The sequence below is a fragment of the Pectobacterium punjabense genome, from assembly GCF_012427845.1.
Lineage (GTDB): Bacteria > Pseudomonadota > Gammaproteobacteria > Enterobacterales > Enterobacteriaceae > Pectobacterium > Pectobacterium punjabense.
In genome coordinates, this window is sequence record NZ_CP038498.1 from 2,517,248 (window position 1) to 2,529,467 (window position 12,220).

Sequence of the window (12,220 nt, forward strand, 5' to 3'; positions counted from 1 at the left end):
GGATATTAATTAGCTATAGATGTATAAATCAACTGAACTTTCTGCTCCGATTCTCCCTAAAAATTGATTCGTTTCTGCTGTCCAGTAAATTGCTGGTTTTTCACCATTTTCTATTTCGATTAAAAGTGAAAGAATGAATGTCGTATTATATTTTCCTTTTATTTTATCTAAAGCATCAATTTTATCTATCAATAAAAATAGTAATTTTTTCGTTTGTTCATTGATGTCACATGACGCTTCTTTCTCTGTACATATTGACCAACTAGTCTCCGTACTGGGCTTTTTCCTCGTCCCACTGATAATACCTTTTCGATGAACTTCCATAGGCTCTATCTGTAACAATGCAGTTATCTCATTGGGTTCAAAGACATCGCCACAAATGGAAAACTCTGCTTTTACTGTTGTCTTATCCATATAACTGCCTTACTGATTAATAAATTCGCCAGTCGGGATACCTTCGCCTTTCCCGCCCTTTCTAAAAATCCACAATTGCCCATTACCTTTATCAATATGAATGTCATAAAACTTTATTTCTGAGCACCGAGAACATCCTTTTTGATCCGGTGAGCGTCAACCCCATTGTTTTTCAGGAAGTTATCATCAGCAACTTACGGCTTCAACATCGGACAGCCCGTTATCGTCACCGTTGAACACGGGCGACTGGTTATTGAGACGAAGCTGCGCTTCTGACAGGCACATGTAAAAATCCCGGCGCTAAGGCCGGGATTTTTTACTTCAACATAGCCAATCGAGAAACCTGCATACAGAACTATTTATAACGTCCGAATTACTTATCCAACATGTTAGAATCGTACAAAGATGAGGCCTGCATTTTGGGTTTGATTTCTTCATACCAAGCCTTAAAAATCCAGTCTTGTGGCCGATTATTTATCACAGGATTGGCCTTAAGATCGATTTCTATTGCTTTTTCTATCTGTTCATAGCAACACATATATTCTCTTGAGGATAATTTTGTAAAGTCAAGAAACTGAAAATAATCGAATACTTCATAAACCGTCTCCATTACCTCCATACTGACATCACTAATATATGGCCGTAGATAATCCGCAATAATATCTATCGCAGATGAGCCCAAAGACACTGTTTCGCCTTTAAAACACAATCCTCCTGCCATGAATTACCTCATAATAACAATCTGATTTTTTTTACTTGCTGGCAAAGTATTCAAATATTCTAAGATTCTCTGCTGATTTGCTGGAGCAAGATTTCTAAAGTCTAAAGGAACTATGGTACGCACGATATCCATCACCTGCGCGCCGATTTCACCGATCAGTTGCGCCTGTTTCAGACGTTTCTGCTCTTTCTCTTTGTTAAAGATCGGGCTGAGCGCATTGTTCGCCTGCCCAACATCACGGCTCAGCGTGGTGATATCCTGCATCTGCTTCGCCGTATCACGCAACGGCAGGCCACCCTCACTCACCGCCGCAGTGCTCCACCTTGAATTCGGCTTTATTGTTAAGCCCGCCCCAGCCGAGCGCCCCGTTTCCAACCGGTTTTTCTCGGCGCTGGCGGTGGAACCAATCACGGCGGTGTCAAGCTGAGTGTGCTCACCCGTTTTTATACCAAATCCGTCTTTACCGGCAAAGAACCCCGTCTGCTGTTGCACACTATCATAATTGCTGTGCATCTTGTCTTTACTGAGGCTGATATAACCGCTGTTGGTTACCATAGCCTCGTTGATGCATCATATTGTATATTAGCGCCTCATCACCGCGGACAGTTGCGGTATCAACCCATATCGCTATCTCATCTCATTACGCAGCACTTCTTTCTGGGGGAACAGTGAATTATCCAATCGGACAGATCAATCACAGCTATCTGGGTTCCAGCGTTTACACCATGCTGCGCGAGGCGTTAATTACCGGTCAGCTCAAACCGGACGATCGCCTAAGAATACGTGAGCTTGCCGCTCAGGTTGGCACCAGCGTAACCCCGGTGCGAGATGCGATCCTACAATTAGCGAAAGAGCAGGCATTGGTGCTCAAAACACCACGCGATATCCGCGTTCCCCAATTGACCGACGATCAATTTAAAGAGATCCGCACGCTACGGTTGGCACTGGAAGGTACGGGAGCCGAGCTAGCCGCCACGCACATTACCCCGAAGATGCTCAAGCAGATTGAAGAGAATATTCGCCAGAATCGTCTGGCGATTGAAGAGAAAAACTTACGCGAAGCATTACGGTTGAATAGCGAATTTCATCTGTTTCTGGCACAGGCAGCACGAATGCCGTTGTTGACGCAGTTTATTGGCAGTTTATGGATGCGCACCGGCCCGCTGATTGCGCAAGCCTATGCGCATTTTTCTGTGCAGATGGCGATCGAACATCACGAGGACGTTTTTACTGCGCTACAGCAGCGCGATGCCAGCGCCGCCCGACAGGCCATCCAATCCGACATTCTGGACGGCAGCGAAACGATGCTGGCCTTTATTGCTGTAGATCAGCAACCTTAAGCCGCCATGAGCCGTGGTAATAGTCCGCGAATCAGCAGCCGGGTTTCTTTTACCTGGCTGATAAACGCGGGTAGCAGCGCGGTAAAGCTCGGCTCGTCCAGCGACGCGGCGGTGTGCTGAGTGCACAAACGCAGCGTCGAATTTTCATCCAGCGCCAGCCAGCATCCCTTCATCGCCGCCATCTCAAAATTGAGCATCAGCATAAGTTGGTACACCGATGTACCCACGTCCTTCTGAAGCTGCATCACGCCACTGTGCAATAACAATACACTGCTGCTGGCGGGCACCTCCAAAACCACCGCCTCCTGCCCGTCGGGTTCACGCAGTGCGCAGATACCGTCCTGCAAACCCAGTTGAGTCCGGCTGAGTGCACCATAATGACGTAATAAGCGGGTAATATGCTGCTGTGTTGGTGTCATGTTGTTCTCCTTCATCACGATTAGCTTTTCAGTTGCAGCCCTTCTTGCTGTAACTGCTGCAGGGCATTAGCGGTAGCGGGATTAGCTTTTGCAATCTCGCCGCTCAGTTTGTAGCTTTGCGGTACGGTTTGATTTTGCCCATAGCTGAAGCTCACACTGCCCAGCAGTTTATTCATGCTGACGCCCGCACTGCTTGAGGCGTTGATAATGACCGCGGGAGTATTGAACCCTTCACTCTTCTTCACCGTCTGCGAGACATCGATACTGGCGAGGCGTAAATTATTGCCGTCCTTAAACAGCGCAATGACATCATCCTTACCGTGCGTCTTGTTCTGGATGCCCTTTTCTATCTTTTCCCGCACATCGTCTTTCAGCTCCAATGTGACCGTTACCGAAGCACGATCGTTGTCCTGCAAGCGATTCACGATATCCTTCAATGCCGGGTTGTCCGCAATCAGTTGATTAATACGGTCGGCATTACTGGGAGGGAGCGAAGAGAACAAATGGTTACCGATCACCTGAAACAGTCCGTTCTCCGTCAGTTTGCTGAGATTGGTGTAGGACGTGGTGTGCTTAACGCTATCCAGCGTTGCGCCATCACGCTGGGCGACATCCTGCCGCACGTTCAATTTTTGCAAACTCAGTAGCCCCTGATGCTGATCGTCGTTTTTGGCTGTTTTATCGGCGAAGTGTTCATTCAATATGGCCAGCTGATCGTCCGGCTCCGCGATTTTTTTCACACTGTCGATCAACAACTGGCTGGCGGGATCGTTGAATGCGGCGTTCAGCGTCTTGGTCAACGCATCCATATCCTTTTTCTCCAACGGTTCGGCTTTCTTCATACCCAGACTAATCGATTGGTTAGTGCGCGAGTCCGCCGCTACGTTCACCCCGACGCTGGCTGAGGTGAAGAACGGGACGGAGCCATCCGGCGTGGTTCTGGCTGCTCCGGCACTGATCGTTGCGTTAGCCCCCATCGCCGCCTGATTCATGAAGCGCAAGCGGTTGTCGGATTCGGTGTAGGTGGTGGATTTCTCTCCTTGCGCGACGCTGGACGAGCTGGTGCCAGACAACACATTGGCACTCGCCGTCAGCCCGACAGAGCCACGTAATGTAGCGCTAGTGGGGGCCGCGCCTTTTTCTGTCAGGTTTATCCCACCGCGCAGTTCCAGTGCCGCATTGCTATCCAGATTGAAGCTAACCGTTTTTCCTGCCTTCACGCTGTGCTGCTCGCCTTTATCCAGCAGAGCAAGCGGATTGATCGTGCCGCTCGACAGACCGTCAATAAAACCGGGCAGTTCTTCTTCACTGAGGGTAAAATTCAGGGCGTTTTGCTGCGCCATTTGCAGGCTGGCGGATACGCCGAATGACGCACGGACATCCGGTGCAAAGCTGTGTTTGCTGTTAATGTTTTGCGTCATCTGCGCCGAGGTTTTTCCTGTCAGATACTCGCTGACGTCATATCCACCGGAATAGCTCACTTTCCCGGTAATCCCGCCCGAACGCTCGAAGGCGACATTAATGCCGCTTTCGCCACGGGAAAAACTCAGGTTGTAATTCCTTTCGCCGCTGACACCGCCACCTGGCACCGGAGGGAAAGGAAGGGGCGTGCCGCTGACCACAAACGACATGGATGCGCCGCCGCCATAGGTCCGGTTAAAGGCGATGCTTTCGTTACTGTCCAACGACAAAACGGTCGCCTTCATTTTATCGATCATGTCCGTCTGGCTGGCCGCCTGCATCACGGTTTTCGAGGTTACGCTGACGGCATTCTCCTCTTTCCTGAACGCCTTCATAAAGGTTTTAACCGAATCGTAATCCGCCTCCAGCGATTTGTGATTGGTGAACCCCATATCCGTCATTTTCTTCACCGGATTGTCGCCATAATCCCCCTGCCGTAGCGCATTAAGCGCCTTCATCATCGAGGCCAACGCCGCCTCATTCGGCGAGGTGCCTGATAACGCCCCAGCGCGGTCGGCCAGCTTGTGCAAATCGCCCAGCACCAGGGTATCCAGCACCAGCCGCGTTTTTGCCAACGACAGGGCGTCGCTGGTATCTCGCTGTTGCCCAAACGACTCGCTATTTGGCTTTTGCGCTATCGGCGTTTTACTGTCTACAAAGGCTTTTATCAGCGTACCGGCGGTACTCGTTTTCGATGATGGGTGGCTCTCCATCGCTGCCAGCAGCACCGGAGCCAGATCTTTTTCTCTGCCGTGCACGCTGGCAGGCTTACCTTCGGTGTTCATCACACCGTTATCGCTCACCATGCCCTGCTGCCTGCCAATAAGCAGAGCTGCTTTGGCCGAGCTGTTTTCCAGTTCGGTTTGGAACTGTTTTAACAGGCTTACCAACGGCTTCCCTTGTTCCCCCAGATCCAGATTGTCGAGCTTAGTCGCCAGATCCAGCGCCGCGCCCTGCGGCTGGCTCGTCGTGGCATCCAGCTTTTTCAGTAATTCGGTCTGCATGTCGTAAACGGGTTTCAGACCTTCTCGGCCGCTGATGTGGTGCTGCACATGGTCGGCAAAGGTTTTTAGCGGTCGTGGTACTTCCATGGAGAACGAGACAACATGGGCTCTGAGCAAATCGGACAGTTTGCTTTTCACCTGCTGTGACTCTTCACCCGTTTTACCGAAAACCTGAACATCGGCTTTAACCGACACGCCGGTTAGCGGTATTTTCGTCCCTTTTGTCGCCATATCCAGTCGGCCAAACACCGTTTCTGCGGCACGCGCTTCCGAGGGTAATGGCGCTTCCCCCTTCGGCACCGTCGTTTTCCATGCGCTCCCGTGTTGGGTGTGGAGTTCATGATCGTCATGCGCAACCTGCAAATGATGCTGCGCATCCGTACCCAGCGAATTGACTTTGCCCTCTGCTGGCGTCTTGACCGGCTGCCATTGTGCTTCATCATGGTTCGCAGCATTCTGCCAGTCGTCTTTCGGTAGCTGAAAGAGCTGCCCCGCTTTGTTCAGCGCGAATAACGTCTGCTGGTGATCCAGCGTGATGTCCTGTATCTCACCGGACAACCCATTTTTAGGCAGCGCCAGCGGCGGCGCGGCGGACTGATCCGTTCCCGGCTTGATCTGGTGAAAATGCAGATCGCCCTGTTTATCGACGACAATAAATTTATTGCGGTTGACCACGGCCATCGCCGATACGCCGTCGTCCTTGGCGATCCCAGGGAGCGCGGTGCCCGCAGACGGCGTCATACGTACCTGCGACAAGGCAAAAACAGTGTTGTCACCGTGCGTAAACGACGCTGATTTCTGATTGATGGACAGTGGTGTGATTTCGCCGTCTTTTAGCGTGTAAGCCTGATTGTCCAGCCCGCGCTTTAATTGGCTGGCTTCAACGCTGGATGCTTCCCAGTTTTTAGTATTGCCGTTGTAAAAATGGACTTTGCCGTCCTGTAGCCCGATTTGCCCCAGTCGACCCAGATCTACGGTGTCTTTTGCGGCGGGTGCCTCTGTGGTCAGACCCAGTTTATTATCCACCACCAGACTGTCGCTCAGGTTCCACCCCGGCATTGGTGACAGCCCATGTTGCCCCAGAGGCGCGACATGTTTTTGTCCCTGACGATCGGTGGCGAGTGCCTGCATCTGCCCATGTTCATCGTGGGCAAATCCGGTAATCAGGTGGTCAGTCCCCAACGCCGCATTGAGTCCAGATGTGCTGACTGGCGTTAAGGTGGCGTGCGGTTCTCCCGCCTCAGGCAACGGTGCGTGATAAAGCTTGCCATCATTATCGGCAACCAGCAGATGTTCAGCGGTTAATCCCACCGCTTTCGCATACACCGGTTCACCATTTTCCAGTTTAAGATCCACCGGCTGCGGCGCGGCATCCAGCGCACTCATCAGGTGTAATTGTGTCAGATGATCCTGCTCGGTCAGCACGGCCGATTGCCCGTTCTGGTTAGCGGAGAACGCCGTGATTTTATCGCTGAACGCTGATGACGCTATCCCCGACGACAAGTTACTCAATATGTGATCATCGTTGACCGCATACAGTTGGCCATCCCCCTGCCGCGATAATTGGCTATGGGGAACGTCGCTGTTTTGCTGCCAGACGCCAAATTCGGTATTTAACGAAAACAGCTTGCCGTCATGCAGGCGCAATGGCTCACCCGCGCCTGAAGCCGAGTCGGGCTGCCGGTGGATGCCCGTCAATAGCTCGTGGTTCATCCGCCCAGATAGCGGCACACTCGTAGATTCGCCCGAGGTTGCTTTCAGAGAAATACGTTCCGGCGTGGAGTCCAGCTGTACGTTACTCGCGCTCAGCTTGCCCGCTGGCATCGCGCTGCGGCCGCTGCTGTGGAGTGCAATATGCTGATTTTCATCGCTTTGAATAACGAATAGCCGCCCTGATTTGTCGGCTAACGCATGCTGTTGTTCGCCTGATCGCGCATCTTGATTTTCATGATGGGCAACGAACGGTTGGCTGTTTTTCCCTATGGTCTGTTGCAACAGCGTCGTCAACGCTTCCGGTAAACCTTTGCCAAACTGAAGCTTACCGTGGCTGTCCAGCGTGATATCGGATTTAGCCGCGAGCGTCTGGCTGCCGCTGCCGTTTATTTTGCTATCGGCATCTGCGGTAGAAGCAAAACGCGGCAGGCTCTGGATAGGCCCGCCCGACGCCAGCGAATCACGCTGCGTGCGCGGTGCGTTCTGACTCATGCCTTCCGATGAAAATAGCTCGCGCAACGTCGTTGAGCGCGCCCCCTGATTCTTCACCTGACTGCGGCTTCCCTGCTCCAATTCAGGCGGTTTGTTTTTATCATGCAAACCTTGCTGAATCAGGGATTGCGCCCCCTTCTGGCTCGCACTGGTGCTACTGCCCTGCGATAACGATGTTTTAGCTAGCGCGGCAGGTGCAATTCCCGAAATGGACAGACTGGGCTGAACATGCTGGATTTTCTGCATAACAAGTTCCAAGAGTGATGAAGTGAACGTGCCAGTTAAGTGGTCGTATTCCCCTTTCGGTTCCCGTCATCTTTCTCTCCCCCCAATCGGGAACCACATCACACCGCCCCTCACTTAATACGCAACAGACGTAAGCCTGTTAATAACCCATCACTATTCACTTTCAAGGAGATGTTATGGCTGATATGACGATTACGCTCAGCATACAACCCGGTGCAGGTCTGTCATCGACAGGTCTGAATTCCCCGCTTTCAGGCAGTAATGGGGGAATATCACCACGTTCCACGCAGCAAAATAGCCAATTGATGGAGGCGTTGGGGACGTTACTTAGCGCTCTCTTGCCCAATACCCAAGGCAATACGCCATCATCAACCCATGGCAGCCCGATGAATCCATCTGGTGCCGGTAATGGCGGTAGTTCGGCATTAGGGCAAAACGGTAGCCCTACCGATATGCTGATGAAATTGCTGGAAGCGCTGATCCCTGGCAAAAATGGTCAAGAAGCGGGGAATCCGCTTTCTTCCGGTACACCGGGAGCAACTGGCGGTAACAACGGTGCCTCGCCGCTCGCAGGTTCGTCCGGTACTGGCGGTGCCGGCGGCGCACAAAACCCAGAAGATCTGAGCCGCTCCCTATTACAGGATTCAGCGGGCAGCGCATTAGATAATGCGATCAATCCCACGGAAGACGGCGGTGGCCAACTGAGCGGCAACGAGCTGTTAAAAGCACTGCTGGAATTGATCGGTAATTTGATGGATTCACAGAAAGGTCAATTTGGTCAACCACAGGGTAGCGGACAATCACAAGGTGGCGGATCGCCGTCAACGGGCGCACCGCAGGCATCATCTGGTGGCGGCGGTGGTTCACCTGCCGCATTGTCTGGCGGTGGTTCACCGGCTGCACCATCTTCATCAGTCGGCGGTAACGGCGGTGCAGCGCCCGCCCCATTAACGGCTGCACCAACTGGCGTTGATGGCGGCTCGGTCGCCTCACCCACAGCGTCAACAGCCGGTGCTGGCCCGGTATCTTTCCCAACCGCCAGCGGTGATGCCACGGTGGTAAATGACACCATCAAAGTCGGCCCTGGTGAGGTTTTTGACGGCGGTGGCAAAACCTTTACCGCAGGTAGCAAGTTAGGTGACGGCGGCCAGGCTGAAGGCCAAAAACCGCTGTTTGAGTTGGCTCAAGGTGCAACGCTGAAAAACGTGGTGTTGGGTGATAATGCGGCGGACGGTGTACACGTCCGTGGTGATGCCAAAATTGATAACGTGCACTGGACCAACGTCGGTGAAGATGCGCTGACGGTGAAATCAAACAACGGCAAGCCTGCCAATGTGGAAATCACCAACAGCAGTGCTCAGGGCGCTGCCGATAAAATTTTCCAGTTGAACGCGGATGCCAACCTGACCATCGATAATTTCAAAGCGAAGGATTTCGGTACGTTCGTGCGCACTAACGGCGGACAACAGGGTAACTGGAATCTGAATCTGAGTAACATTGACGCTGAAAACGGCAAATTCTCGTTTGTGAAGAGCGACAGTGAAGGGTTGAACGTCAAAGGTAGCAATATCAACCTGACGAACGTCAATAATCACTACAAAGTACCTGACTCCGCCAACTTACAGGTGAATTAAGATGCCAAACACGATGACGTCGCCCACGCCGACCCGCTGGGCCGATATCGCCAGACAAGGCGGATACATCACACCTGTTCAACGTGAAGCGTTCACCCAGGCTATTCATCTGGTGAGAACACAGTTGAATACCGTACTTAACCAATCAGGAACGCGGCGGCAGGGTGAGTTTGAGTTCGATGCCTTTGTGGATTCGCTGGAGCAGGATTTCCTGCATCAGGCTGATATCCATACGCAGAATGGGTTACATAGCGACGTGGCACAGACCTCATTTTGGATCGCCCGTCTGATCGCCGATCGCTTTATCGCAGTACGTCAAATGTAATACTTGCGCCATACAATACTGGGGAAAAAGCCAGCCGGGGAAACCTGTGCTGGCTTTTTTTATCGTTATATTTGCCGCAAGCGTAATGCAGCACGATAAATCAAAGGTTATAGTCTTTTGCATCGCGCAGGATAATAGCGATATTTACGCTGCACACAGCGACGAACAATTCTTCAGGTATCCTTTCGTTTCTCAACAGAACGCCGTCAAACAAGCAGGAGGCATGAGGAACCACGTCGCCAGTTACTATTCTGGCGTAAGAAAACTTTATCTGTCGTCATTTCATGGAGAAAATAGCGTTGAAAAAACTGACCAACAATATTAGTGAATGGCTCAATAATGAGAATGATGATGTCGAGTATATTTACGCTCTACATAACTTACTTTCAGGTTCAGTAGGCGCATACGGATATAAAAGTATCCCTGTTCCCAACGATCATCATGCTGTGCATATCTCTTCCCCTAACCAGCCAGATGTCCTTATTTTGTCTTCGCAAAAAGCGATTGACGAATGCAAGCGACAACTGCGTGACATGTATTACGCAGAATATCCAGACATTGATTCTTGGTACAGGGATCGGAAAAATGCAGAAGACGAATAACGGCATTTAGCGGCGACATTGTTGCAGAAAGTCAAAAAAATGCCGGACACATTACGTGACCGGCATGATGGATTTGAATCCCCACGGTTTTAGCTGGAGAGCTTTTGCAGCCCCATATTGACAATCCGATCGCCGATCATCGCCGCGTCAATACCTAAAGACGAGCCGCCATTACCGCGCGCACTCAGGTTAGTGTTCCCGGTATCACCGGCTACTGCGCTTTTGATCATACCGACCGCCTTCATGAATTTATCCATGCTGCCTTTGGTCATGCCGTCGTCATCTGGCTTGCTCAACGCCTTAGCCCAGGATTTGTCATCTTGTTTCGCCGTCTGCCAGTTATCTTTCTGATACTCGGGTTTGCCGAAGACTTCAGGATACTGGTCCATAAACTGACCGATTTCTTTTGCCATTCCTCGGTCTTCTTTATCCACGAAATAACGCGTCGGACTGTCATTGTGCGTGCTGATGTTGTTCAACTCCTGCAAACCCGCTTTTTGTCCCACGCTCATCCCCAGCGTGCTACCCAGTTGATTGAACGCGCCTGCACCACTCAAGCCTTGCAAACCGTTGTTACCCAGTTGCAGCGGTGAAGTTTGCCCTTTCGCCTGACTTAAGCCGTTACCCAAAATGGCGGACAAAGCATCATTAACGCCCTGCGTATACGCCGAGATCTCCGGTGATGCCGGCTGTTTGTTGCCGAAAAGCCCACCCTGCTGCTGTGACATCCCGCCGCCCAGCAGATCTTCCAGTGCGCTAAACAACAGGCTGCCCATCATGGCCGATGGATTCATGGCATTCATACCGGCACCCAGCGCCCCGCCCAAGCCACCGCCGAGTGCGCTTCCCAGTCCACTGCCAAGGCTACTGCCGAGACCGCCACCCAAGCCACCGCCTAGTAAACCGCCACCGAGTCCGCCTAGGCTACTGCCTAAACCACCGAGCCCACCGCCCAGACCGCCACCCAGGCCCCCCCCCATCATGCTGCCCATGAACATCATGGTTGTCATGATATCGGACAGCTTTTCTGCGATGTTGCTACGCTGGCCACCAAACGCTGACTGAGACGACGAGCCGCCATTCTGTGAAGACTGAGATTGAAATAAACCGCCGTTACCGCCCGCTTTGATTGTGATTTGCAACGACGTCCCGCCACCAAGAGAATTAAGCATAATGTTTCCTCAATAAATAAATGGAGTATGAAAGCGCCAATAGATTTGCGGTCAGCCCGCGTGATTGTGACACTCCCCCATTAAGTGATTTTTTGGCTAGCGTGGTTCCCATTACAGGCACGGAAACACGTGATTTATTCAGGGTTCAGCGCGGCGGAAGCCCCGCTAAACGCCACAGTGCCTCTACCGCCCTGGCGGGCTCGGCAGAGGGAGATAGAATGTGGTGTAACCGCAGATTTTGTTGGTCATCCAGACTCAGACCGCATGCCGACAACGCGTCGGCCTCCAGAAAGCGGCGTTGTAATATTTGTCGCAGCATGCCGGGATAATGTCGTGCAGGAGCCAGCGTCAAGACGATCGCCGCCTGCCGCGCCGACACCGTCGTAGACCACAGCGTGACACCCGGCTGGATTCGCCAACAGACCGTCGGCACGGTGTCCAGCGCCATGAGAAAGTCATGCTGATTGTCGAATACTTCCGCAGGTTTATTCATCCACGCTTACCCTGCTGTAATCCGTCGGGCCGCTGCGTAAGTCAGGCTGCCACCAGATAATGAGCTGGCGCGTTTCCGGCTGCGGACGGCAGGTGACAGACGCGCAGTGAGTCGCCTGCCGCGGCGCGTTGCAGGCACTCAATAAGAATGCAATGAGCAACACTGACAGCGTTTTCTGGTTCAT

The 12,220-nt window shown here is 52.1% G+C and carries 13 protein-coding genes and 1 pseudogene; 5 read left to right on the forward strand and 9 right to left on the reverse strand.

The window, feature by feature from the left end:
* Nucleotides 1-9: 9 nt before the first annotated feature.
* Nucleotides 10-414 (reverse strand): DUF4279 domain-containing protein, encoded by a 405-nt coding sequence (locus E2566_RS11340; RefSeq protein ID WP_107169596.1) that lies wholly within the window; start codon nt 412-414, stop codon nt 10-12.
* Between the two features lie 9 nt (nt 415-423).
* A complete protein-coding gene (locus E2566_RS21860) occupies nt 424-531 on the reverse strand; it encodes a polymorphic toxin type 33 domain-containing protein (protein ID WP_338090071.1) in 108 nt (35 codons plus the stop codon).
* 48 nt (nt 532-579) lie between these two features.
* Between E2566_RS21860 and E2566_RS22045 the strand changes: the two genes are divergently transcribed.
* Nucleotides 580-690 carry a SymE family type I addiction module toxin gene (locus E2566_RS22045; protein WP_107169597.1) on the forward strand — a complete coding sequence of 37 codons (111 nt, stop codon included), beginning with the start codon at nt 580-582 and terminating at the stop codon, nt 688-690.
* Between the two features lie 97 nt (nt 691-787).
* Here the strand turns inward: E2566_RS22045 and E2566_RS11355 are convergent, their stop codons facing one another.
* Both E2566_RS11355 and E2566_RS11360 read right to left on the reverse strand, forming a co-directional pair.
* A complete protein-coding gene (locus E2566_RS11355) occupies nt 788-1,135 on the reverse strand; it encodes a hypothetical protein (RefSeq protein WP_107169598.1) in 348 nt (115 codons plus the stop codon).
* 57 nt (nt 1,136-1,192) lie between these two features.
* A pseudogene (locus E2566_RS11360) lies at nt 1,193-1,687 on the reverse strand (hypothetical protein); the annotation flags it as partial.
* A gap of 116 nt (nt 1,688-1,803) precedes the next feature.
* Here E2566_RS11360 and E2566_RS11365 point away from each other — a divergent pair.
* Entirely contained in the window at nt 1,804-2,475 is a 672-nt protein-coding gene (locus E2566_RS11365; protein WP_107169600.1) for a GntR family transcriptional regulator, read from the forward strand.
* On the opposite strand, the gene E2566_RS11370 is transcribed toward E2566_RS11365, so the two are convergent.
* Together E2566_RS11370 and E2566_RS11375 are read right to left on the reverse strand one after the other, a co-directional pair.
* Nucleotides 2,472-2,894 (reverse strand): type III secretion system chaperone, encoded by a 423-nt coding sequence (locus E2566_RS11370; protein ID WP_107169601.1) that lies wholly within the window; start codon nt 2,892-2,894, stop codon nt 2,472-2,474. The two genes, E2566_RS11365 and E2566_RS11370, sit on opposite strands and share 4 nt — an antisense overlap.
* Before the next feature lie 20 nt (nt 2,895-2,914).
* Nucleotides 2,915-7,810 carry an AvrE-family type 3 secretion system effector gene (locus tag E2566_RS11375; protein ID WP_107169602.1) on the reverse strand — a complete coding sequence of 1,632 codons (4,896 nt, stop codon included), beginning with the start codon at nt 7,808-7,810 and terminating at the stop codon, nt 2,915-2,917.
* Between the two features lie 176 nt (nt 7,811-7,986).
* Between E2566_RS11375 and E2566_RS11380 the strand changes: the two genes are divergently transcribed.
* The 3 genes from E2566_RS11380 to E2566_RS11390 all read left to right on the forward strand — a co-directional run bounded on the left by E2566_RS11380 (nt 7,987) and on the right by E2566_RS11390 (nt 10,371).
* Nucleotides 7,987-9,444: a pectate lyase gene (locus E2566_RS11380; RefSeq protein ID WP_107169603.1), complete on the forward strand. Its 1,458-nt coding sequence runs from the start codon at nt 7,987-7,989 to the stop codon at nt 9,442-9,444.
* A 1-nt stretch (nt 9,445) separates the two neighbouring features.
* Entirely contained in the window at nt 9,446-9,769 is a 324-nt protein-coding gene (locus E2566_RS11385) for a DNA-binding protein (RefSeq protein WP_107169604.1), read from the forward strand.
* Between the two features lie 299 nt (nt 9,770-10,068).
* Complete coding sequence (locus tag E2566_RS11390) at nt 10,069-10,371, forward strand: hypothetical protein (RefSeq protein ID WP_133169865.1); 303 nt, start codon at nt 10,069-10,071, stop codon at nt 10,369-10,371.
* Between the two features lie 89 nt (nt 10,372-10,460).
* Here the strand turns inward: E2566_RS11390 and E2566_RS11395 are convergent, their stop codons facing one another.
* The 3 genes from E2566_RS11395 to hrpT form a co-directional block, all read right to left on the reverse strand.
* Nucleotides 10,461-11,543, reverse strand: coding sequence for a harpin HrpZ family protein (locus E2566_RS11395; protein ID WP_107169606.1), 1,083 nt, complete (start codon nt 11,541-11,543; stop codon nt 10,461-10,463).
* Between the two features lie 145 nt (nt 11,544-11,688).
* Complete coding sequence (locus E2566_RS11400; RefSeq protein ID WP_107169607.1) at nt 11,689-12,036, reverse strand: type III secretion protein; 348 nt, start codon at nt 12,034-12,036, stop codon at nt 11,689-11,691.
* Nucleotides 12,029-12,220 carry an HrpT family type III secretion system protein gene (hrpT, locus tag E2566_RS11405; protein ID WP_107169608.1) on the reverse strand — a complete coding sequence of 64 codons (192 nt, stop codon included), beginning with the start codon at nt 12,218-12,220 and terminating at the stop codon, nt 12,029-12,031. The genes E2566_RS11400 and hrpT overlap by 8 nt, the downstream gene beginning before the upstream one ends.

Bases quoted from the DNA above. Each gene is read 5' to 3' on its own strand.
- E2566_RS11355 (WP_107169598.1), bottom strand. From the start codon at position 1,135: ATGGCAGGAGGATTGTGTTTTAAAGGCGAAACAGTGTCTTTGGGCTCA.
- E2566_RS11400 (WP_107169607.1), bottom strand. From the start codon at position 12,036: ATGAATAAACCTGCGGAAGTATTCGACAATCAGCATGACTTTCTCATG.
- E2566_RS11370 (WP_107169601.1), bottom strand. From the start codon at position 2,894: ATGACACCAACACAGCAGCATATTACCCGCTTATTACGTCATTATGGT.
- E2566_RS11375 (WP_107169602.1), bottom strand. From the start codon at position 7,810: ATGCAGAAAATCCAGCATGTTCAGCCCAGTCTGTCCATTTCGGGAATT.
- E2566_RS11340 (WP_107169596.1), bottom strand. From the start codon at position 414: ATGGATAAGACAACAGTAAAAGCAGAGTTTTCCATTTGTGGCGATGTC.
- E2566_RS11395 (WP_107169606.1), bottom strand. From the start codon at position 11,543: ATGCTTAATTCTCTTGGTGGCGGGACGTCGTTGCAAATCACAATCAAA.
- E2566_RS11385 (WP_107169604.1), top strand. From the start codon at position 9,446: ATGCCAAACACGATGACGTCGCCCACGCCGACCCGCTGGGCCGATATC.
- E2566_RS11380 (WP_107169603.1), top strand. From the start codon at position 7,987: ATGGCTGATATGACGATTACGCTCAGCATACAACCCGGTGCAGGTCTG.
- hrpT (WP_107169608.1), bottom strand. From the start codon at position 12,220: ATGAACCAGAAAACGCTGTCAGTGTTGCTCATTGCATTCTTATTGAGT.